This window comes from Salmonella sp. NW1250 (assembly GCF_051812965.1).
Classification (GTDB): Bacteria; Pseudomonadota; Gammaproteobacteria; order Enterobacterales; family Enterobacteriaceae; genus Salmonella; species Salmonella enterica.
This window is the reverse complement of the sequence record NZ_JAMNDD010000014.1, coordinates 72,208-93,098: the sequence shown is the minus strand read 5'-3', so window position 1 is coordinate 93,098 and position 20,891 is coordinate 72,208. Positions and strand designations below refer to the sequence as shown.

General features: G+C 54.0%; 22 protein-coding genes. 8 read left to right on the top strand and 14 right to left on the bottom strand.

Features of this window, described 5'->3' with window-relative positions; all coding sequences use genetic code 11:
* Positions 1–72 precede the first annotated feature (72 nt).
* The 4 genes from NBA72_RS20535 to fpr all read left to right on the top strand — a co-directional run bounded on the left by NBA72_RS20535 (position 73) and on the right by fpr (position 4,412).
* A complete protein-coding gene (locus NBA72_RS20535) occupies positions 73–918 on the top strand; it encodes an MIP/aquaporin family protein (RefSeq protein ID WP_000084285.1) in 846 nt (281 codons plus the stop codon).
* A gap of 20 nt (positions 919–938) precedes the next feature.
* On the top strand, positions 939–2,447 hold the full coding sequence (gene glpK / locus NBA72_RS20530; RefSeq protein ID WP_000136808.1) for a glycerol kinase GlpK: 1,509 nt from the start codon (positions 939–941) through the stop codon (positions 2,445–2,447).
* 111 nt (positions 2,448–2,558) lie between these two features.
* A complete protein-coding gene (gene glpX, locus NBA72_RS20525; RefSeq protein WP_001250624.1) occupies positions 2,559–3,569 on the top strand; it encodes a class II fructose-bisphosphatase in 1,011 nt (336 codons plus the stop codon).
* A gap of 96 nt (positions 3,570–3,665) precedes the next feature.
* Positions 3,666–4,412 carry a ferredoxin--NADP(+) reductase gene (gene fpr, locus NBA72_RS20520; RefSeq protein WP_000796304.1) on the top strand — a complete coding sequence of 249 codons (747 nt, stop codon included), beginning with the start codon at positions 3,666–3,668 and terminating at the stop codon, positions 4,410–4,412.
* Positions 4,413–4,521: 109 nt separating this feature from the next.
* On the opposite strand, the gene NBA72_RS20515 is transcribed toward fpr, so the two are convergent.
* Complete coding sequence (locus tag NBA72_RS20515; protein ID WP_000155237.1) at positions 4,522–4,950, bottom strand: DUF805 domain-containing protein; 429 nt, start codon at positions 4,948–4,950, stop codon at positions 4,522–4,524.
* Between the two features lie 100 nt (positions 4,951–5,050).
* On the opposite strand from NBA72_RS20515, the gene NBA72_RS20510 reads away from it, so the two are divergent.
* Together NBA72_RS20510 and tpiA are read left to right on the top strand one after the other, a co-directional pair.
* A complete protein-coding gene (locus NBA72_RS20510) occupies positions 5,051–5,647 on the top strand; it encodes a YiiQ family protein (protein WP_000802241.1) in 597 nt (198 codons plus the stop codon).
* Between the two features lie 112 nt (positions 5,648–5,759).
* Positions 5,760–6,527, top strand: coding sequence for a triose-phosphate isomerase (gene tpiA, locus NBA72_RS20505; RefSeq protein WP_017441865.1), 768 nt, complete (start codon positions 5,760–5,762; stop codon positions 6,525–6,527).
* Positions 6,528–6,636: 109 nt separating this feature from the next.
* Here tpiA and NBA72_RS20500 read toward each other — a convergent pair whose 3' ends face one another.
* The 10 genes from NBA72_RS20500 to cpxP all read right to left on the bottom strand — a co-directional run bounded on the left by NBA72_RS20500 (position 6,637) and on the right by cpxP (position 17,188).
* Positions 6,637–7,941 (bottom strand): SLC13 family permease, encoded by a 1,305-nt coding sequence (locus NBA72_RS20500; RefSeq protein WP_023205209.1) that lies wholly within the window; start codon positions 7,939–7,941, stop codon positions 6,637–6,639.
* 97 nt (positions 7,942–8,038) lie between these two features.
* Positions 8,039–8,761 (bottom strand): GntR family transcriptional regulator, encoded by a 723-nt coding sequence (locus tag NBA72_RS20495; RefSeq protein ID WP_001535809.1) that lies wholly within the window; start codon positions 8,759–8,761, stop codon positions 8,039–8,041.
* Between the two features lie 62 nt (positions 8,762–8,823).
* Positions 8,824–9,864: an ADP-ribosylglycohydrolase family protein gene (locus NBA72_RS20490; RefSeq protein ID WP_000557882.1), complete on the bottom strand. Its 1,041-nt coding sequence runs from the start codon at positions 9,862–9,864 to the stop codon at positions 8,824–8,826.
* A 9-nt stretch (positions 9,865–9,873) separates the two neighbouring features.
* Complete coding sequence (locus NBA72_RS20485) at positions 9,874–10,833, bottom strand: aminoimidazole riboside kinase (RefSeq protein ID WP_042948959.1); 960 nt, start codon at positions 10,831–10,833, stop codon at positions 9,874–9,876.
* Positions 10,834–10,843: 10 nt separating this feature from the next.
* Positions 10,844–12,178: an MFS transporter gene (locus tag NBA72_RS20480; protein ID WP_023181430.1), complete on the bottom strand. Its 1,335-nt coding sequence runs from the start codon at positions 12,176–12,178 to the stop codon at positions 10,844–10,846.
* A gap of 263 nt (positions 12,179–12,441) precedes the next feature.
* Positions 12,442–13,197 (bottom strand): CDP-diacylglycerol diphosphatase, encoded by a 756-nt coding sequence (locus NBA72_RS20475; protein ID WP_000750756.1) that lies wholly within the window; start codon positions 13,195–13,197, stop codon positions 12,442–12,444.
* A gap of 100 nt (positions 13,198–13,297) precedes the next feature.
* Positions 13,298–14,287 carry a sulfate ABC transporter substrate-binding protein gene (locus tag NBA72_RS20470; RefSeq protein WP_000758714.1) on the bottom strand — a complete coding sequence of 330 codons (990 nt, stop codon included), beginning with the start codon at positions 14,285–14,287 and terminating at the stop codon, positions 13,298–13,300.
* Between the two features lie 203 nt (positions 14,288–14,490).
* Positions 14,491–15,453, bottom strand: coding sequence for a 6-phosphofructokinase (gene pfkA, locus NBA72_RS20465; protein WP_000591793.1), 963 nt, complete (start codon positions 15,451–15,453; stop codon positions 14,491–14,493).
* 184 nt (positions 15,454–15,637) lie between these two features.
* Complete coding sequence (gene fieF / locus NBA72_RS20460; RefSeq protein ID WP_001077321.1) at positions 15,638–16,540, bottom strand: CDF family cation-efflux transporter FieF; 903 nt, start codon at positions 16,538–16,540, stop codon at positions 15,638–15,640.
* Positions 16,541–16,687: 147 nt separating this feature from the next.
* Positions 16,688–17,188 (bottom strand): cell-envelope stress modulator CpxP, encoded by a 501-nt coding sequence (gene cpxP, locus NBA72_RS20455; RefSeq protein WP_001233463.1) that lies wholly within the window; start codon positions 17,186–17,188, stop codon positions 16,688–16,690.
* Between the two features lie 150 nt (positions 17,189–17,338).
* On the opposite strand from cpxP, the gene cpxR reads away from it, so the two are divergent.
* Together cpxR and cpxA are read left to right on the top strand one after the other, a co-directional pair.
* A complete protein-coding gene (gene cpxR / locus NBA72_RS20450; RefSeq protein WP_001033731.1) occupies positions 17,339–18,037 on the top strand; it encodes an envelope stress response regulator transcription factor CpxR in 699 nt (232 codons plus the stop codon).
* Positions 18,034–19,407 carry an envelope stress sensor histidine kinase CpxA gene (gene cpxA, locus NBA72_RS20445; RefSeq protein ID WP_000580402.1) on the top strand — a complete coding sequence of 458 codons (1,374 nt, stop codon included), beginning with the start codon at positions 18,034–18,036 and terminating at the stop codon, positions 19,405–19,407. The genes cpxR and cpxA overlap by 4 nt, the downstream gene beginning before the upstream one ends.
* 47 nt (positions 19,408–19,454) lie before the next feature.
* Here cpxA and NBA72_RS20440 read toward each other — a convergent pair whose 3' ends face one another.
* From NBA72_RS20440 to yiiM, 3 genes are all read right to left on the bottom strand, one after another.
* Entirely contained in the window at positions 19,455–19,658 is a 204-nt protein-coding gene (locus tag NBA72_RS20440) for a hypothetical protein (RefSeq protein ID WP_000338672.1), read from the bottom strand.
* A gap of 120 nt (positions 19,659–19,778) precedes the next feature.
* The gene (locus tag NBA72_RS20435; RefSeq protein WP_042948958.1) at positions 19,779–20,174 is read right to left on the bottom strand and encodes a nuclear transport factor 2 family protein; all 396 of its coding nucleotides are present in this window, start codon (positions 20,172–20,174) and stop codon (positions 19,779–19,781) included.
* Positions 20,175–20,185: 11 nt separating this feature from the next.
* Positions 20,186–20,875 carry a 6-hydroxyaminopurine reductase gene (gene yiiM, locus NBA72_RS20430; RefSeq protein ID WP_023181429.1) on the bottom strand — a complete coding sequence of 230 codons (690 nt, stop codon included), beginning with the start codon at positions 20,873–20,875 and terminating at the stop codon, positions 20,186–20,188.
* Positions 20,876–20,891 lie beyond the last annotated feature (16 nt).

Here is a 20,891-nt window from a genome sequence, read left to right as displayed (position 1 = left end):
CTACAGGGCATCGTGGATGTCCATGACCTCCTCGCATACCAATAATCATTACATACTCTTCAGGATCCGATTATGAGTCAAACATCAACCTTAAAAGGCCAGTGCATTGCTGAATTCCTCGGTACCGGGTTGTTGATTTTTTTCGGTGTGGGTTGTGTCGCTGCGCTTAAAGTTGCCGGAGCTACTTTTGGACAGTGGGAAATCAGCGTCATCTGGGGTCTGGGGGTAGCGATGGCTATCTACCTGACGGCAGGTGTTTCTGGCGCACACCTGAACCCGGCAGTGACCATCGCACTCTGGCTATTTGCCTGTTTCGACAAACGTAAAGTTGTTCCTTTTATTATTTCTCAAGTTGCCGGCGCCTTTTGCGCAGCGGCGTTAGTTTACGGGCTTTATTACAATCTTTTTGTGGACTTCGAACAAACCCACCATATCGTCCGTGGCAGCGTTGAAAGTCTCGATCTCGCAGGCATTTTCTCAACTTACCCGAATCCTCATATCAATTTTGTGCAGGCCTTCGCGGTTGAAATGGTGATTACCGCTATTCTGATGGGGCTGATTCTGGCGCTGACCGACGACGGCAACGGCGTACCTCGCGGTCCGCTTGCGCCACTGCTCATTGGTTTACTGATCGCCGTTATCGGTGCCTCTATGGGGCCGTTGACCGGGTTTGCGATGAATCCGGCGCGTGACTTTGGCCCCAAAATGTTCGCCGGGCTTGCCGGCTGGGGTGAAATTGCGTTTACCGGCGGTAGAGACATTCCTTACTTCCTGGTGCCGCTGTTTGGCCCCATCGTCGGCGCCATTCTGGGCGCGTTTGCTTATCGCAAATTTATTGGCCGTCATTTGCCGTGCGATACCTGCGTCGTGGAAGAGAAGGACTCCACCGCGACCACACAACAAAATGCTTCGCTGTAATCTGATTACGGGACAAAATTATGACTGAAAAAAAATATATCGTTGCGCTTGACCAGGGTACCACCAGCTCCCGCGCGGTCGTTATGGATCATGACGCGAATATCGTCAGCGTATCACAGCGTGAATTTGAGCAAATTTATCCTAAGCCAGGCTGGGTAGAACACGACCCGATGGAAATTTGGGCGTCCCAAAGCTCAACGCTGGTAGAAGTACTGGCTAAGGCCGATATCAGTTCCGATCAGATTGCCGCTATCGGTATCACCAACCAACGTGAAACCGCGATCGTCTGGGAACGTGAAACCGGCAAACCGATATACAACGCTATTGTCTGGCAGTGCCGTCGTACCGCCGATATTTGCGAACAGCTTAAACGCGACGGCCTGGAAGATTACATCCGCGACAATACCGGTCTGGTCGTCGACCCGTACTTCTCTGGCACTAAAGTGAAATGGATCCTTGACCATGTGGAAGGTTCGCGCGAACGCGCGAAGCGTGGCGAGCTGCTGTTCGGTACGGTGGATACCTGGCTTATCTGGAAGATGACGCAGGGCCGCGTCCACGTTACGGATTACACCAACGCCTCACGAACCATGCTGTTCAACATCCATGATTTGGACTGGGACGATAAAATGCTGGACGTGCTGGATATCCCACGCGCGATGCTGCCCCAGGTACGTAAATCCTCCGAAGTCTACGGCCAGACCAATATTGGCGGTAAAGGCGGTACACGTATTCCTATCGCCGGGATTGCCGGGGATCAGCAGGCCGCGCTATTCGGTCAACTGTGCGTAAAGGAAGGAATGGCAAAGAATACCTACGGCACCGGCTGCTTTATGCTGATGAACACCGGCGAGAAAGCGGTAAAATCGGAAAACGGCCTGCTGACCACCATCGCCTGCGGCCCAAGCGGCGAAGTCAACTATGCGCTGGAAGGCGCGGTGTTTATGGCGGGAGCGTCCATTCAATGGCTGCGTGATGAAATGAAGCTCATCAGCGACGCGTTCGACTCCGAATATTTCGCCACGAAAGTGAAAGATACCAACGGTGTCTACGTGGTTCCGGCCTTCACCGGTCTGGGCGCGCCGTACTGGGACCCGTATGCCCGCGGCGCCATTTTTGGCCTGACTCGCGGCGTGAACTCTAATCACATTATCCGCGCGACGCTCGAATCCATCGCTTACCAGACCCGCGACGTACTGGAAGCGATGCAGGCCGACTCCGGCATCCGCCTGCACGCTCTGCGTGTGGACGGCGGCGCAGTGGCCAACAACTTCCTGATGCAGTTCCAGTCAGATATTCTCGGCACGCGGGTGGAACGCCCGGAAGTGCGCGAAGTGACCGCGCTGGGCGCCGCCTATCTGGCTGGTCTGGCCGTCGGTTACTGGCAGAACCTGGACGAGCTGCAGGAAAAAGCCGTCATCGAGCGAGAATTCCGCCCCGGCATTGAAACCACCGAGCGTAACTACCGTTACAGCGGCTGGAAGAAAGCGGTTAAACGCGCAATGGCGTGGGAAGATCACGACAAGTAAGGTCGCCATCCGGCAAAATCTTTGTGCGGGGGCAACTCCGCACACACATCAATTATTCCCTCCTTCCCCTGTGCTACACTGCGCGCCACTCCTTTTTGCTACGAGTTTGTTATGAGACGAGAACTTGCCATCGAATTTTCCCGTGTGACCGAAGCGGCGGCGCTGGCTGGCTACAAATGGCTGGGACGCGGCGATAAAAATACCGCGGACGGCGCGGCGGTCAACGCCATGCGTATCATGCTCAACCAGGTCAACATTGACGGCACCATCGTGATTGGCGAAGGCGAAATCGACGAAGCCCCGATGCTCTATATCGGCGAGAAAGTCGGTACCGGCCACGGCGATGCGGTAGATATCGCCGTCGATCCGATTGAGGGCACGCGCATGACGGCGATGGGTCAGGCGAACGCGCTGGCGGTGCTGGCGGTCGGCGATAAAGGCTGCTTCCTGAATGCGCCCGATATGTATATGGAAAAACTGATTGTCGGTCCGGGCGCCAAAGGGGCGATCGATCTCAATCTGCCGCTGGCGGATAACCTGCGCAACATCGCGGATGCGCTGGGTAAACCGCTTGGCGATCTGACCGTGACCATTCTGGCAAAACCGCGTCATGACGAGGTCATCGCAGAGATGGCCAAACTGGGCGTACGCGTGTTTGCCATTCCTGACGGCGACGTCGCGGCCTCCATTCTGACCTGTATGCCGGATAGCGAAGTCGACGTGCTGTACGGGATTGGCGGCGCACCAGAAGGCGTGGTATCCGCAGCGGTGATCCGCGCGCTGGACGGCGATATGCAGGGGCGTCTGCTGGCGCGCCATGACGTGAAAGGCGACAGCGAAGAAAACCGCCGCATTGGCGAACAGGAACTGGCGCGCTGCAAAGCAATGGGCATTGAAGCGGGCAAGGCGTTATGCCTGGGCGACATGGCGCGTAGCGATAACGTTATTTTCTCCGCGACCGGCATCACGAAAGGCGATCTGCTGGAAGGAATTAGCCGGAAAGGCCATATTGCCACGACGGAAACACTGCTGATCCGCGGCAAATCACGCACCATCCGCCGTATTCAGTCGATCCATTATCTTGATCGTAAAGATCCGGATGTACAGGCGCATATCCTCTAGCGCATTTGTTAGTTAGAGCCTTCCAGCCTCGCGGGGCTGGAAATCTTTCTCCTGACGAACGAAGATAAGGTTAGCGATTCAGAACAGGAGAAAACCATGGCCGATTGGGTAACAGGTAAAGTCACTAAGGTGCAAAACTGGACTGACGCACTGTTCAGCCTGACCGTTCACGCCCCCATTAATCCTTTTACTGCAGGCCAATTTACCAAACTCGGACTGGAGATCGATGGCGAGCGCGTTCAGCGCGCGTATTCCTATGTCAATGCGCCTGACAATCCGAATTTAGAGTTTTATCTGGTGACGGTGCCGCAAGGAAAGCTCAGCCCGCGGCTGGCAGCGCTAAAACCTGGCGATGAGGTGCAAGTGGTCAGCGACGCGTCGGGTTTCTTTGTACTGGATGAAGTGCCTGACTGCGAGACGCTATGGATGCTGGCGACCGGAACCGCTATTGGCCCGTATTTGTCTATTCTGCAATATGGGCAGGATGTCGCGCGCTTTAAAAATCTGGTCTTGGTCCACGCCGCACGCTTCGCCGCCGATTTAAGCTATCTGCCGCTAATGCTGGAACTGCAACAGCGTTATGAAGGCAAGCTGCGCATCCAAACGGTGGTCAGCCGGGAGAGCGTGCCAGGCTCGCTTACCGGACGCGTGCCAGCGCTCATTGAAAACGGCGAGCTGGAAAAAGCCGTTGGATTACCGATGGATAAAGAGACCAGCCACGTCATGCTGTGCGGGAACCCGCAGATGGTGCGCGATACGCAGCAACTGCTGAAAGAGACCCGACAGATGACTAAACATCTGCGCCGCCGACCGGGGCAGATGACGGCTGAACATTACTGGTGATGTTTTACCGAATAGCGGCTGGGGCTTATCCGGCCTCCTGCAAATCATCACCAATCTGTGGGCCCGGTAAGCGTCAGCGCCACCGGGCAAATTACGGTTTACCGCCCGTTTACGGTTCTGCTTTAAACTTCACGTCCTGTGTCGCTTTCCCAAACTTATTTTCCCCCTGAACACCGACAAATGCGCCCAGATCGATAAGCATCATCACCAGGATCAGCGTCGGAATAAATCGCCCGACGACCCACTGCCACATCCCCGGCAGCATCACCCAGTTTCCGGCCAGCAGCATCCACGCCAGAATCATCAGCAACGCCCACGCGCCGGAGCGTCCCCGGTCATGCAGACGTTTGACCATGACGGCGGCGGTCGGCCACAGCAGGCACACCAGGCAAAATGCCGCCGTTTGGATATCAAGCAGATTTTTCCCCGCCAGCGAAAATAGCGCCAGCATCCCGGCAAACCAGAGGCCGATCCAAATCCAGAAATCACGGCGTCCGATACGCCCTTTAAATGAGAATAACCATTGCTGTATGGTCATGTAAGTTCCTTATATTTTGCCTTCCGCTACAGTTTACCCTTTTGACAAGCCCGACAGTTATCGTTTTAATCGTGAGCAGTCCTAACGAAAGGTAAGATTGATGAAGCCAGGATGTACTCTGTTTTTACTGTTGTTTTCTGCTCTCACCGCCAGCATAACGGCGCACGCGCAGCTCTCTTCATCGACCACGACAGCGCCCTATCTGCTGGCGGGCTCGCCAACCTTTGATCTTTCTATTAGCCAGTTTCGTGAGAACTTTAACCGCCAGAATCCCGATCTGCCGCTCAATGAATTTCGCGCCATTGAGAATAGCCGCGATAAGGCGAATCTGACCCGCGCCGCCAGTAAGATTAACGAAAATCTGTATGCCTCCACGGCGCTGGAGCGCGGTACGCTCAAAGTGAAAAGTATGCAGATTACCTGGCTGCCCATTCAGGGGCCGGAACAGAAAGCGGCGAAAGCGAAAGCGCTGGAATATATGGCCGCCATTATTCGCACTGTCGCCCCGTTGCTGACAAAAGAGCAAAGCCAGAAAAAACTGCAAAAGATGCTTATCGCCGGTAAAGGTAAACACTATTACGCCGAGACCGAAGGCGCGGTACGTTATGTTGTCGCAGATAACGGCGAAAAGGGGCTGACCTTCGCGGTTGAACCGATTAAGCTGGCGTTATCTGAAAATCTGGAAGGGGCGAATTGATGACAAAAAGCAAAGCCTTTCCGGGGATGAATCTCTATACTGTTTCACAGACCATGCTGCTCTGACGAGCGGCCATCTTCCTTAATTCGCTGACTAAGCGTGGAGAAATGAAATGCGACATCCTTTAGTGATGGGTAACTGGAAACTGAACGGCAGCCGCCACATGGTAAACGAACTGGTGGCTAACCTGCGTAAAGAACTGACGGGCGTAGCAGGCTGCGACGTGGCAATCGCTCCGCCGGAAATGTATATCGATCTGGCGAAACGCGCTGCTGCCGGTAGCCACATTATGCTGGGCGCGCAGAACGTTGATCTGAATCTGTCTGGCGCATTCACCGGTGAAACTTCGGCTGAAATGCTGAAGGATATCGGCGCGCAGTACATTATTATCGGCCACTCCGAGCGTCGTACTTATCACAAAGAATCTGACGAGCTGATCGCCAAAAAATTCGCCGTACTGAAAGAACAAGGTCTGACGCCGGTACTGTGCATCGGTGAAACCGAAGCGGAAAACGAAGCGGGCAAAACAGAAGAAGTGTGCGCACGCCAGATCGACGCGGTACTGAAAACGCAGGGCGCGGCAGCCTTTGAAGGCGCGGTTATCGCTTACGAACCCGTATGGGCGATCGGTACCGGTAAATCTGCAACTCCTGCGCAGGCGCAGGCAGTGCACAAATTCATCCGTGACCACATTGCTAAAGCTGACGCGAAAATCGCTGAACAGGTTATTATCCAGTACGGCGGTTCTGTTAATGCCTCCAACGCAGCCGAACTGTTCGCGCAGCCGGACATCGACGGCGCGCTGGTAGGCGGCGCTTCTCTGAAAGCTGACGCCTTCGCCGTGATCGTGAAAGCAGCAGAAGCTGCTAAAAAAGCGTAATTCGCTTTAGCGGGTCTTTCCCCGGTCGCGCTTCGCAACCGGGGTTATCGCCTGGTAGCCCGGACAGGTGCGTAGCACCGCCTCCGGGAAAATCCCCAAGCGGAACAGGCTACAGTTTCCCCAACGCCTGATACCACAGGTAGTCCAGCGGCAGCAGAATCAAATAGCTCACCACCGCTAGCGCGATACATAACAGCATTCCCGCCCGCGCAGGAACTTTCCCTAGTCCCATCGCCACCACAATCGGTGACGCCTGATACGGCAGCAGCGGCGTGGAATACCCCAGTACTTGAATCATGATCGCGCTCAATAGTGGAAAACCGGTAGCATCGGAAAAGCTCTGCGCGAAGGTGGTATACAGCGCCGGTACGCCATTAGCGGTCATAATAAAGTTCAGCGCGCTGGTAATTCCGGTCAGCGCGAGGAAGCTGGTAAACGGACTCTCTTTATCCAGCGGCATAATATGCAGCAGCGCATTTCCCACGACGCTGCCAATACCCGTGTGAGTGACGGTGATCGCCAGCCCCAGAATCCCGGCGACGTAAATACAGGTACGGATATTCACGCCGCTGGAAAACTCGTCGCCGTTGATAAAACCAACGCGCGGCAGAAGCGTTATCACCGCCGCCGCCAGCCCCGTCCAGGCTGGCCCCACGCCGTGCCAGCTTTCAGTCACCCAGAGCGTCAACACCACCGCCAGCAGCCATGCCAGGCGCTTCTCATCATGGCTCATCGGCGGCAGCGGCGTCATGTCGCGCGGCGGATGCGGTTTACCGGGAAACAGCCAGCATATCAGCGCAATCAGTACCGCCCCTTTTAGCCAACCGAGCACCGGCGTATGCAGAAGTAAATAAGGTACATAATTCAGATGGATGCCGTATGAACCTTCCGCCGCGCCGCTCATCACCAGATTCGGGACGTTAGCAGGCAAAATGGTGGCCGACAGCTGGAAAGTACCGAATCCCACCGCCAGCGCCAGCCCATACCAACCGCGTGTGCCATCCTCAATCCCCGCGCGTTTCGCCATGGCCGCCACAATCGGCATCAGCAGCGCAATGCGCCCCATATTTGAAGGCATAACAAAGGCCAGGGCATAGCTGAGCAGCACCACGCTGCCAACCATCAGCGGCCATGAGTCGGTGAGCCGCGACGAAAGCACCCGCGCCGCCCTGTCCGCCAGCCCGGTTTTGCGAATCGCGATCCCCAGCACAAAGCCGCTGAACACCAGCCAGAAGGCCGATGAAGCAAAGCCGCCGAAGATAACCTCCGGCGGCGCGATTTTGGCGATCATCGCCACAGCAAAAAATAGCAGTGCGGTCATAAACTCCGGCAGTAGCGAAGTCGCCCACAGAAGGATAGTAATGCCAACCATGATGGAAGGGAGGAACAGAGGATGGGGCAACCAAAGCGACATACCTGTCTCCTGACGATTTTTTCAGCAAGAATACGACGGACAGTCAGGCAGGTAAACGCCAGATATAGTGGGGTTATCGCAGGATTAAGCGGACAGATCAGTGATAATGAATTTCACCAAAGTATTCAGACAGCACGTAATAGCGGCAATACTCAAAAGGGCTGTCCTTCCCGGCCTGAAACGTCTGTCTGGCGACGGATAACAGCGGTTTATTGGCGGCGATTTGCAATTTTTCGCACAGGTCAGCGGAAGGTAAAATCGCCTCAACTTTTTCTATCGCCGAGTCGCTTGTGACGTTTAATAACGAATAAAGCGACGTATGCTCCAGCGCCTGCGGTGTAAGTTGCAGATCGGGAAAGAAGCTAAGATCGAGATAGATCTTTTCATGGTTAAACGGACGGTTATTCAGGCAACGAATACGCGAAATATAGAGATAGTGATGCTGTGCGGGCAGGCTCAAGCCGTCTGCCTGAGCGTCGCGCGCGCGGCGCGGCGCGATTTCCAGAATACGGTTCTCAATCGCCACGCTGGCGTCCTGGAGATCGCGGGTAATACCGCGAAACGTGTGCCCGTAGCTCACGCCTTCCGGTACCGAGCACACCACCGAACCACTCCCGCGCTGGGAGGAAATAATACCCGCATTGATTAATTCGCTCCAGGCCTGTTTAACCACAATCAGCGAGACGTTGTAGGCTCTGGCAATCTCTTTTTGCGTCGGCAGCTGGCTGCCTAAAGGCAGGGATCCATTTTGGATCTGCTGACAGATGATAAAAAATAGTTGCTTATAAAGCGGAGTAAAGCTCGTTTTATCAACCTGCAAGCTGCGCACCTCACGTCTTCGCCAGCAGGGGACGTTTTACCGTCCCCGGCAGGGTGAAGTCGCTACCCTGCGATTTGCCTGGCCAGTTCTGCCAAATCGAAATGATTCATACGATCCAAAGTCGTTAAATAATCGGCGGGAAAAGCCTCCACGCCATGGAATGCGCCGGAAATCGCCCCGACCATGGTGGCGACAGTATCAGTATCATTGCCGATATTAACGCCGGAGATAATAGCATCTACGGCAGAATTCGGACAACACGCGAACAGGCCAAAGGCCGCCGGCACCGCTTCACTCACGTGCAGCCCGGAGCCAATAATATCAGCAAGTTCCACCACCGCCGTTTCCCAATGGCGATGACGTTTACCGATATCCACGGCCAGTTCAATGCGTCGGGCAACGGAAGGCCCGGCGACCATCATCGCCCCTTGCTCCTGCGCCAGCAGATAGCCCCTTTGCGCACCGTAAATACCGGCGGCAATAATGCTGTCTGCGTTGGTCTGCGCTCTTAACGCCTCGCTGGTTGCCGCCGCCATCGCCGCTGCGCCGGACATCGCCAGCACGTTATTATGCGTAAAACGGCAAATCTGCAGCGCGCAGTCAATCGCCGCGTCAATATCACCCGGGTGCAGCACCGCCGCTGGCCAAATCTTCATGGCGGCGCCGTTCGTTGCCTCCGCGTTACCCTTATTAATAATCTGTACCGACTGTTTCTCGCCTTCCAGCTCACCCTGTAAAGAGGCGCGGTTATCATTGAATATTGCCTTCATTGCCGCACGCGTCGTCGGGCCGGTAAAGTTGGCGTAGTACGGGTAATCCAGCCACTGCTGAAAAGCCTCGCGCATCGCCTCGTCGCTGACCTGGCGTTGATGGCGCAGCAGCGCGTCCATAATGTACTTCGCCTGAATAAAATCATCCGTGCACATCCCCGCTTCGTTGCAGCGGCCAAACGTGTCCGCTGGCGGTTTTTGAAAGGTCGTCACCCAGCCGCCAAAATAGTCTTTTATTTGCTGCTGGGTGCGTACTTCCGTCGCGGCTCCCATCGCGTCCGCGGCGGCGGCGCCCACCAGGCATCCCAGTATTTTGTTTTGATCAACGTGCATGATGACTCCTTATTTCACGGTCATGGCTTGTGCCAGCGAATGGCTGGAAAGAAAAGTGTTTAGCTGGTCGGGAAACGGCAGAGCGGTCATTGCGCCTTTTGCCGTCACCGCCATAGCGCCGCAGGCATTGGCATTGCTGATGGCTTCCGCCAGCAGGGCATGATCCCAGCAATTTGCGCGGGAAAGGGTGAACAGCAGGCCGCCGACAAAAGCATCGCCTGCCCCGGTGGTATCGACGACATCGACGCGTGGTGCGGGGAAATGGAATTCCCCCTCGGCGGTAATCAACAGCGCGCCATCAGCCCCCAGCGAAATGATCGTGGTGTCACAGCCCAGATCGCGCAGGTAATAACGCGCATCCTGCCAGTGGCTGGCCCCGCTGAGCTGGCACAGCTCATCTGCCGAGACTTTGCAGATAGAAGCCAGCGCGGCGGACCGGGCGATCAGTTCAGGGATTTCATCAGTATTCCCCCACATTTTGCTGCGCAGATTGACGTCAAACAGTACGTAACCACCCGCTTCACGCATTCTTCTCGCCCCCTCAAGGCACGCCTCACGGGCGGGGCTGTCGGTGAGGCCAATTGAGCTGAAGTAAAACCATTCGTGCTGCCTGAACGGCGGCAGGTCCTGCGGCGAAACGTAGGTATCGGCCCCCGGATGCACCAGATAGGTAAAGCTGCGCTCACCTTCAGCCGTCAGGTTAACGATCAGCACCGCGCTGGTCAGGGCCGGATCCATGCGTAGAAAAGAGACATCCACACCGTTATCCTGGAAAACCTGGCGCAGGAAGCGGCCGGCGTCATCGTCGCCAAGACAGCCAATAAAACCGCACTCTCCGCCCAGCCTGGCAACGCATACCCCCACGTTCGCCGACGCTCCGCCGGGGCATTTCAGATAGCTGTTCTGTTTTTCCGGCACCAGATCAACGGAGGCATCGCCGATAACCCAAACCTTATTCATGGCCTTCATTTGCGCCTCCTTATGCCTGTTTCTGCGCCAGGGCAAGCTGAATATCTCGATAATATTCATTATTAATCAGATACTTTTTCATAAGCAGCCCAACCGCAAGGTGGAACAGAGCCGGAATGAGCGTCATCATCAGCGCAATACCGGTGAGCGAACGTGCGCTCTGTTCAACATCGGCTTGATAGCCAAAGTGGCTCAGCAGGAATCCGAGTATCCCGCCCGCGATCCCCATCCCAAACTTCTGGAAGAAGAGGATGCCGCCAAACGCCAACCCGGAAACGCGCAGACCGGTTTTCTTTTCGCCGTAATCCACCGCTTCGGCGATAGAGGACCAGAACACTGGCATCTGCATATCGCAGAAGAAATTAATGAGAAAATAAAACGTAAACGCCAGGATAAGATTTTCACGCCCGACGGAGAAATACATCAGCGCGCTCAGGATAAAGGTAATAATCTGGGTGTAGCGGAACATCTTAATTTTGTCCCAGAACTTGGTTATCCAGGTGGTGGCGATCATCGCTAAAATAGAGGCAACGACGCCGGTAGTCAGGAAGGGTGAAATCAGGCTATCTCCGCCGTTCAGATAATACTTGGCGTAATAAGCGGCAACGGAACCGCGAATAACATAACCGCACATCAGCAGCAGAATAACAACGCCGAGAATAATCCACTGATCGTTACGTAACAGATATTTAAACTGTTTCCCCACCGATAACGACGTAATTTCCGGCTCGCTGCGTTCACGCGTGGTAAGAAAACAGAAGATAAACAGCAAGGCGCCCATCGCCCCCATCAGCCCCATCGAAAACTGATAGCCCAAAGCCTTATTACCCTGCCCCAGCCAGACGGCAAGCATCGGTACGACGATAGTCACCAGGAAAGCGGCAATCTTGGTCATCACAAAACGATAACCGTTGGCGCTTAACCGTTCGACGGGATCGCTGGTAATCACGCCAATCATCGAAATATAGGGAATGGTGATCGCGGTATAGACCAGAGTCATCAGAATATAGGTGCCATAGGCCCATGCCAGTTTGGCCATATAAGCCATATCAGGCGTAATAAACATCAAATAAACGGCGAAACCAAAAGGAATAGCAAACCACAGCAGCCACGGGCGGTAACGCCCCCAGCGCGTGTTCAGTTTATCGGTCAGAACCCCCATGGCCGGATCGATAATGGCATCAATCATCCGCACAACCACAAACAGTACGCCAACATCAGCGGCGCTCAGGCCGTAGATATCGGTATAGAAATAGGCGAGGAGCAGCTGCATGGCGATAATCACAACGTTTATCGCCATATCTCCCGCGCCGAAGCCGATTTTTTCCACGATAGAAAGTTTCATGTTGATATTCCTTTACGCTTAGCAGCGCAAATCTGGTGAACAATTAATGATGTCACTACATGAAATAAAAACGTTTTTATATAAGCCATCCACCAGACAATCTATGGAGGCTATGAAGAGAGTGTAACTAACCATAAAAAGATATAAAGGTATACCTTTATATCTTTTGATCGGTTTCACATATTTTTATAGACACGATCTTACCCCGGTTTTAAACCGGGATAAGAATCAATAAGATAATGAGCAGGGGGGTGTAACGAAAATCAGCGGGAAGACAAAATGGCGCAACTATGGTCCTGAATCTCTTCCGCCGATGCGCGATTGAAGGTCAGTAAATTACGCTCGGTCGCCAGCAGGACAAAAGAGCCATCGCTTTGGCGTACCACCGCCAGCGCATAGCGTCCCATATGATCGCGCGCTTCCGGCACCTCTTCCGCCAGCATCATAAACGGACTACGCTGCGCCAGTTCGCTCTCGGTTACCCGGCGCGCCAGGTATTCATGCCCCATCAGGTCGCCCGGCAGCGGAAGCCAGCGAGTGCTGATGCGCGTGAGATCGTTATCCAGTTGCTCCCGAACGTCAGGACGGATGCAAGAAATATGGATATGCAAATGGTCCTGTGAACGACCAAGCCGCGAATTAATCGCCAGCGAGACCGCGCTATCCGGAATATCATGCCCGTATTTTTTACTCATATAGCCGCGAGCCTGCCAGGCCAGCCAGAAAAAGTTGGGCGTAGCGGGTTCCAGCAATAGCGGGCTTTCTGTACCGTTGATACGGTAGGTGGGCATCAATAAATATTGCAACGGACCGTGACGATCTTTAAAGACGACATAGCCGGCGCGAGGTTTGACTTCCGCGCAAGGCGCTGGGTTTTGATGCTGTAACTGATCGGGCAGGCATTGTTCAAGCACGATTTCCCGTAATGCATCAGGATTGCCGGAAAATTTCCAGTAACCGACGCCCGCCGCGGCGACAATCACTATCACCGCCAGTAAAAAGTAGCCTGTTTTTTTCATGATATGCGTTCCCTGTGACCCATAGACGGGGAAGAGTAACGCAAAATTGTGGCAAAGAAAAAACCCGGTAACATAATACGTTACCGGGTTTATAAACGGTTTAGCGTTTGCTGATTTGGTCGAACGTACCGCCATTAGCGAAGTGATCTTTTTGCGCCTTCGCCCAGCCGCCAAACACCTCGTCAATGGTGAACAGCTTCAGCTTCGGAAACGCATCGTCGTATTTTTTCGCCACGTCAGCATCGCGCGGACGGTAGAAGTTTTTCGCTGCTATCTCCTGCCCTTCCGGCGAGTAGAGATACTTCAGATACGCTTCCGCCACCGCATTCGTCCCTTTCTTCTCAACGACTTTATCCACCACGGACACGGTCGGCTCTGCGAGAATAGATTCACTCGGGGTCACTATCTCAAATTTATCTTTACCCAGTTCATTCGTCGCCAGTAGCGCTTCGTTTTCCCAGGCAATCAGCACATCACCGATACCGCGTTCAACGAAAGTATTGGTTGAGCCACGCGCGCCGGAGTCCAGCACTTCAACGTTTTTAAACAGGGCTTTGACAAAGTCCTGCGCTTTGGCCTGATCGTTATTGTTGTGGTGCAGGGCGTAGCCCCATGCCGCCAGATAGTTCCAGCGGGCGCCGCCGGAGCTTTTCGGGTTTGGCGTAATCACCGACACACCGGGTTTAATCAGATCGTTCCAGTCATGAATTTGTTTTGGATTGCCTTTGCGGACCAGGAAAACGATGGTGGAGGTGTAAGGTGCTGAGTTATCCGGCAGACGCTTGATCCAGTTTTTATCGATACGACCACGTTCCGCAATAGCGTCCACATCGTAAGCCAGCGCCAGCGTCACGACATCGGCTTCAATGCCGTTAATAACGGAAGTCGCCTGTTTACCCGAACCGCCGTGCGATTGGCGGATCACGACGTTGTCGCCGGTTTCCTGCTTCCAGTGCGCGCTAAACGCTTTGTTGTACTGCTCGTACAGCTCACGCGTTGGATCGTATGATACGTTAAGTAACTGAATATCCTTTGCCAGAATGCTGGTTGACGCCAGCAATAATGTGAACCCCACGCCCCACTTTTTCATCGCCCGACTCGCTTATGTTGTGTTGTGATGAGCAAAGCGTGCCAGAAAGAGATCCAAACATTAAAGAATAAAAAAAGATTGGCTATAACTTCGAGGAATAAATCTGAGGGATTGCCGGATGGCGGCTAACGCCTAATCCGGCCTACACGTTTCTGCAACCTGTAGGCCTGATAAGCGTAGCGCCATCAGGCGCGCAAAAACAATCAGTACAGTTTTTTCGCGCACTCCATCCAGTCGCTTTTGAACGGACGCTTCATGTTTTCAATCGCATCGATGATGTCATGATGAACAAGCTGCTCGTTCTGGATACCGACACAACGACCGCCATGGCCTTCCAGCAGCAGGTCAATAGCATACGCGCCCATACGGGAAGCCAGAATGCGATCGTAAGGTACCGGGGAACCACCGCGCTGAATGTGGCCGAGCACCGTCGCACGCGTTTCACGGCCCGTTTCTTTTTCAATAAAGTGCGCCAGCTCGTCAACATCGCACATATGCTCAGTAATAGCGACGATAGCGTGTTTTTTCCCTTTCGCGATCCCGGCTTTGATTTCGGCCACCAGATCTTCGCGATTAAATTCAACTTCCGGCACCACGATAAACTCACAGCCGCCAGCAATAGCCGCCGCCAACGTCAGGTCGCCGCAATAACGGCCCATCACCTCAACGATAGAGATACGCTGGTGAGAAGAGGAGGTGTCACGCAGACGGTCAATCGCTTCCACTACAGTGCCGAGAGCAGTGAAGTAGCCGATAGTGTAGTCGGTGCCTTTGATGTCGTTATCGATAGTGCCTGGCAGACCGATGCACGGGAAGCCCATTTCAGTCAGACGTTTTGCACCCATATAAGAACCGTCGCCGCCAATAACTACCAGCGCATCGATACCGCGTTTTTTCAGGTTTTCGATCGCGACAGCGCGAATATTTTCGTCACGGAATTCCGGGAAACGGGCAGAACCGAGGAAAGTACCGCCACGGTTGATCATGTCAGATACGCTGTAACGGTCAAGCTGCACCATACGATCTTCATACAGGCCCAGATAGCCGTCATAAATGCCCATGACTTCCAGCCCTTCCGTCAACGCTGCGCGCACAACACCGCGGATTGCCGCGTTCATGCCCGGCGCATCACCGCCGCTTGTCAACACACCGATTTTCTTAATCATGACTACCTCTGAACTTTGGAATGCAAAATGAAATCTATTGCCGGAAGCCGATTTCGCACTTCGAAACGATCCAACGAATATACAGATAGTATAACAATCCCTTCCTGCTGAATTGATTCAGGTCAGGCCAAATGGCGGTAATTTATACACAAAATGCTGGCCTGGCTCACTTTTTAACAATCAATTATACAAGCTCGAACTTCCTGCCTTCCCTAGGGACGACTGAACAGGGATCCTGATGAATAATGACATCTGAACCCGGAAAACGCCGCAAAATCGCCTGCTCTACCTGGTCAGCCACAAAATGCGCCTGAACGAGCGGCAGATTATCTTCCATTTCCAAATGAATCTGAATAAAGCGAGTCGGCCCTGACTGCCGCGTGCGGAGATCGTGCGCGCCGCTGACTCCCGGCCATGACGTCACGATATCAATAATTTCCTGTCGTTCCGCATCGGGCAGCGCGCGATCCAATAATGACTGCACCGCCTCATACCCCATACGCAACGCGCTATACAAAATATAGATGCCGATACCTAACGCAAACAGGGCATCCGCACGATGCCAACCGTACCAGGATAATCCAAGCGCGATAAGAATCGCTCCGTTCATCATAACATCAGACTGATAATGAAGCATATCCGCCCGTACCGCCTGACTTTGGGTCTTGCGTACCACCCAGCGCTGAAACGTGACCAGTATAATAGTGCATATCAGAGCGATGACGGTAACGCCAATCCCCACGCCGGGGTCGTTCATTGGCGTCGGCTTAATCAGATTCTGGATACTGGTCAAAAACAGAAACAACGCCGAACCGGAAATAAACATACTTTGCGCCAGCGCCGCCAGCGACTCCGCTTTACCGTGCCCAAACGTGTGTTCATCATCTGCGGGTTGCAGCGAATAACGCACGACCAACAAATTCGTCAATGACGCGGCAATATCCACCAGCGAGTCCACCAACGCCGCCAGAATACTCACCGATCCCGTATACCACCACGCAAAAATTTTGATCAAAAGTAACGCTGATGCCATCGCTGTTGCCGCGATAGCCGCCCGGCTAACCAGCCGTCCATAGGTTTGATTCATAAATACTCCCGCTATCTTCTGCCGGTAGTATAACGGATGGTTTAAAACAGTAAGCTAATAACAGAATGACAAACTGGAGATAAAAAAAACCCCCACATCATGTGGGGGAAGACAGGGATGGTGTCTATGGCAAGGAAAACAGGGTTGTTACTGGGAACGTGAGTTGCTACTACTCAATAATTTCAACGATGAACTTTTTTGCCATTGCGCCACGTCGCGCAGTTGCTCCATTCGTTGCTGATGCTTTTCATTCAAAACCGCTTGCTGCTCCGGCGTTAACAGGCGATACATCTGGTTACGCACGCGGGCCATTTCGACCTGGCGGGCAACCTGCTCTTGCGCCATTTTTTCTGCCTGAGCGCGCACAGCGCTTTCATCAAATTTTTCTGCGGTGACAAGCCGATGCATTGTCTCCATTTCGCTAACATTAACAGGAGGCTGTTCGTGCCTTGCCTGTTGCATAAGATCTCGCATCTGCTGACGCTGATGTTCGGTTAAACTTATGCCGTCAAACATATGATTTTGCGCGCTACGCTGCGTGGCCCCGTCACCGGGGTGCCAGTTATCGCTTGTAACAACTTCAGCTGCGTGGCTTAAAAAACTGAATGCCAGCGTTGAGGCCATAACAGCAGCGGTAACTTTGCGCATCGCTTGCTCCCAAAATCTTTTCTGTCGCGATTCAACGAGAGACAGTTTACGATTCGGGCTGCAAACATGCGTCAGGGGGTGTAAAACAACGTAAAGTCATGGATTAGCGACGCCTGATGACGTAATTTCTGCCTCGGAGGTACGTAAACAATGAATAAAATCCTGTTAGTTGATGATGACCGAGAGCTGACTTCCCTGTTAAAAGAGCTCCTCGAAATGGAAGGTTTTAATGTCCTGGTGGCCCACGACGGCGAGCAGGCGCTTGAGCTTTTGGATGACAGCATCGATTTACTTTTGCTTGACGTCATGATGCCGAAGAAAAACGGTATCGATACGTTGAAAGCGCTTCGCCAGACACACCAGACGCCTGTCATTATGCTGACCGCGCGCGGCAGCGAGCTGGATCGCGTTCTCGGCCTTGAGCTGGGCGCGGACGACTATTTGCCCAAACCGTTTAACGACCGCGAGCTGGTAGCGCGCATCAGGGCTATTTTGCGCCGTTCCCACTGGAGCGAGCAGCAGCAGAGCAGCGACAACGGCTCGCCGACGCTGGAAGTTGATGCGCTAAGCCTTAATCCGGGCCGCCAGGAAGCCAGTTTCGATGGCCAAACGCTGGAGCTGACCGGTACGGAGTTCACCCTGCTCTATTTGCTGGCGCAACACCTCGGCCAGGTGGTTTCCCGTGAACATTTAAGTCAGGAAGTGCTGGGTAAGCGCCTGACGCCGTTCGATCGCGCCATTGATATGCATATTTCTAACCTGCGCCGCAAACTGCCGGAACGCAAAGACGGTCACCCGTGGTTTAAAACATTGCGTGGTCGCGGCTATCTGATGGTTTCCGCTTCATGATAGGAAGTTTAACCGCGCGCATCTTCGCCATCTTCTGGTTGACGCTGGCGCTGGTGCTAATGCTGGTACTGATGTTGCCCAAGCTCGATTCACGCCAGATGACCGAGCTGCTGGACAGCGAACAGCGCCAGGGATTGATGATAGAGCAACATGTAGAAGCTGAACTTGCGAACGATCCGCCCAACGACCTGATGTGGTGGCGTCGCCTGTTCCGCGCGATCGATAAGTGGGCGCCGCCTGGACAGCGGTTATTACTGGTGACCTCTGAAGGACGTGTGATCGGCGCTGAACGCAGCGAAATGCAGATCATTCGTAACTTCATTGGTCAGGCGGATAACGCCGATCATCCGCAGAAGAAAAAATATGGCCGCGTAGAGATGGTGGGGCCGTTCTCCGTTCGCGACGGAGAGGATAATTACCAGCTTTACCTGATTCGACCGGCCAGCAGTTCGCAATCCGATTTTATTAATCTGCTGTTTGACCGCCCGCTTCTGTTGCTCATTGTCACGATGCTGGTCAGTTCGCCGCTCTTGCTATGGCTGGCATGGAGTCTGGCGAAACCGGCGCGTAAGTTGAAAAACGCGGCTGATGAAGTGGCGCAAGGCAACCTGCGTCAGCATCCGGAGCTGGAGGCGGGTCCGCAGGAGTTCCTCGCCGCTGGCGCCAGTTTTAACCAGATGGTGACGGCGCTGGAACGGATGATGACCTCGCAGCAGCGTTTGCTGTCAGACATCTCCCATGAGCTGCGAACGCCCCTTACGCGCCTGCAACTGGGTACCGCGCTGCTGCGTCGTCGTGGCGGCGAAAGCAAAGAGCTGGAGCGTATTGAAACCGAAGCGCAGCGTCTGGACAGCATGATCAATGACCTGCTGGTGATGTCGCGTAACCAACAGAAAAACGCGCTGGTCAGCGAAACGATGAAAGCCAATCAGCTATGGGGCGAAGTGCTGGATAACGCCGCCTTTGAAGCCGAACAGATGGGCAAGTCGTTAACGGTAAATTATCCGCCGGGGCCGTGGCCGCTCTATGGCAACCCAAACGCGCTGGAAAGCGCGCTGGAAAATATAGTTCGTAATGCGCTGCGCTATTCACATACGAAGATTGAAGTCGGCTTCTCGGTGGATAAAGACGGTATTACGATCACGGTCGATGACGACGGACCGGGCGTAAGCCCTGAAGACCGCGAGCAGATCTTCCGTCCGTTCTATCGCACCGACGAGGCGCGCGACCGCGAGTCTGGCGGCACCGGGCTGGGTCTGGCGATTGTCGAAAGCGCCATGCAACAGCACCGCGGCTGGGTGAAGGCTGACGATAGCCCGCTGGGTGGGTTGCGGCTCACGCTGTGGCTACCGCTGTACAAGCGAACCTAATATTATTCATGGCTCGGTAATACTTTCTCTTACCGAGCCTTAACCATTTAAAGCGTATCGAGGATGCTGTCCAATTCATCACCATTCACGCCATACTTTTCCGTTATGAACTTAAACTGTTGATACAACTCAGCTAAAAACTCCTCATCCAGAGACCGCTCCCAAAGCTCCTCAATAGATTTGAGGTGATACTCTTCGAATAAGATGTGCTTAACTTCTTCCGTACAAGCCTCGAGAATATGTGCGTCCATAATTTACATATCTTTTGTGAATAATTAATAGGTTACCAGCGGAATAAGGCAAACGCCGTCATCCGGCAATGTACACCTGACTGCCTGACGGCGCTACGCTTATCCGGCCTACGTACCGCGCTATCGGGAGATTTCCGGCGCTAAAATCCACTCGGCGCTGTCGTTCCACACGTCCATCCGGGTAATTTTGCCATCGCGCACTTCGAAACGATCGATAAAGCGGTTATCGGCAAACGGGCAACCGTCGGGCCATTCCCCATACAACGTACCGTTGGAATAAATCACAACGTAATCATCATGCTGCACCGCATCAAACTCGCCCAGCGCCTTCTTCACCCACTTGTAGCGAGCGCCGTTAAACTGCGCGATATCTGCCGCGCCCGCCATCGCCCGGCCTCCGGTGAAGGTAATTTTCACCTCCGGGTGCATATACGTTGCGGCACGTTCAGCATCGGGAATCATCGAGGCCACCAAAAATTCTTTTACGATCGCCACCGCATTTTCAGCTTCAGTCATAATCCTTCCTTTCATTTTGGCGGAGTTTTATCCCCCCACAGTCGTCTGGCGCTATCTTCAATTTTGCCGCTCAAACGACGCTTCTGCATGGTGCGGCTCCAGCTCGCCGACAGCCCGGCGGCGCTCAACAGCCGGTGATATTGTTCGTCATCAAACGGCATAGACCAGGCGATAACACCCGCTTCATGAACCGAGACATCGCTCAGACGCGACGCCAGTTCCAGCGGCGCATCGCTGGAGACCTTACCTGGCGCAATGACCCGATACAGCCAGCCGGTTTTTCCGCTGTCCTGCATAAGGAGGGCCATGTCGCTGATGACAAGGTGGAAATTAAGTTTAAAGCATGGAGAGCGCGGCTGAGTGACCTGGATCAACGCCTCGCCCCAGCGGTAGATGTCGCCAATAAACACGTTGTGTTCGGTCATTCCGTCCGTCGACAGATTCTCGCCAAACGCCGGGGCGCAAAACAGCGTCGCCTGCTCGGGGAACTGGCGAATCCAATCAGCATAGTGTTCGCGGGGGTAATGGCATAGCGCGCGGTCGGGGCCGCCGTGGATTTTCTTTTCGGCCTGCTGATCGCCTGCCAGACCCAGCTCGGTCAGCATAAGTTCGCCGTCGATTTGCACCTTGGCGATAGCGCTCGGGCGGCTGCCGTCATAGTCACGAATTTTGCCAATAAACACGTCAACCGGATAATGCATCTGCTGCTCCTTACGC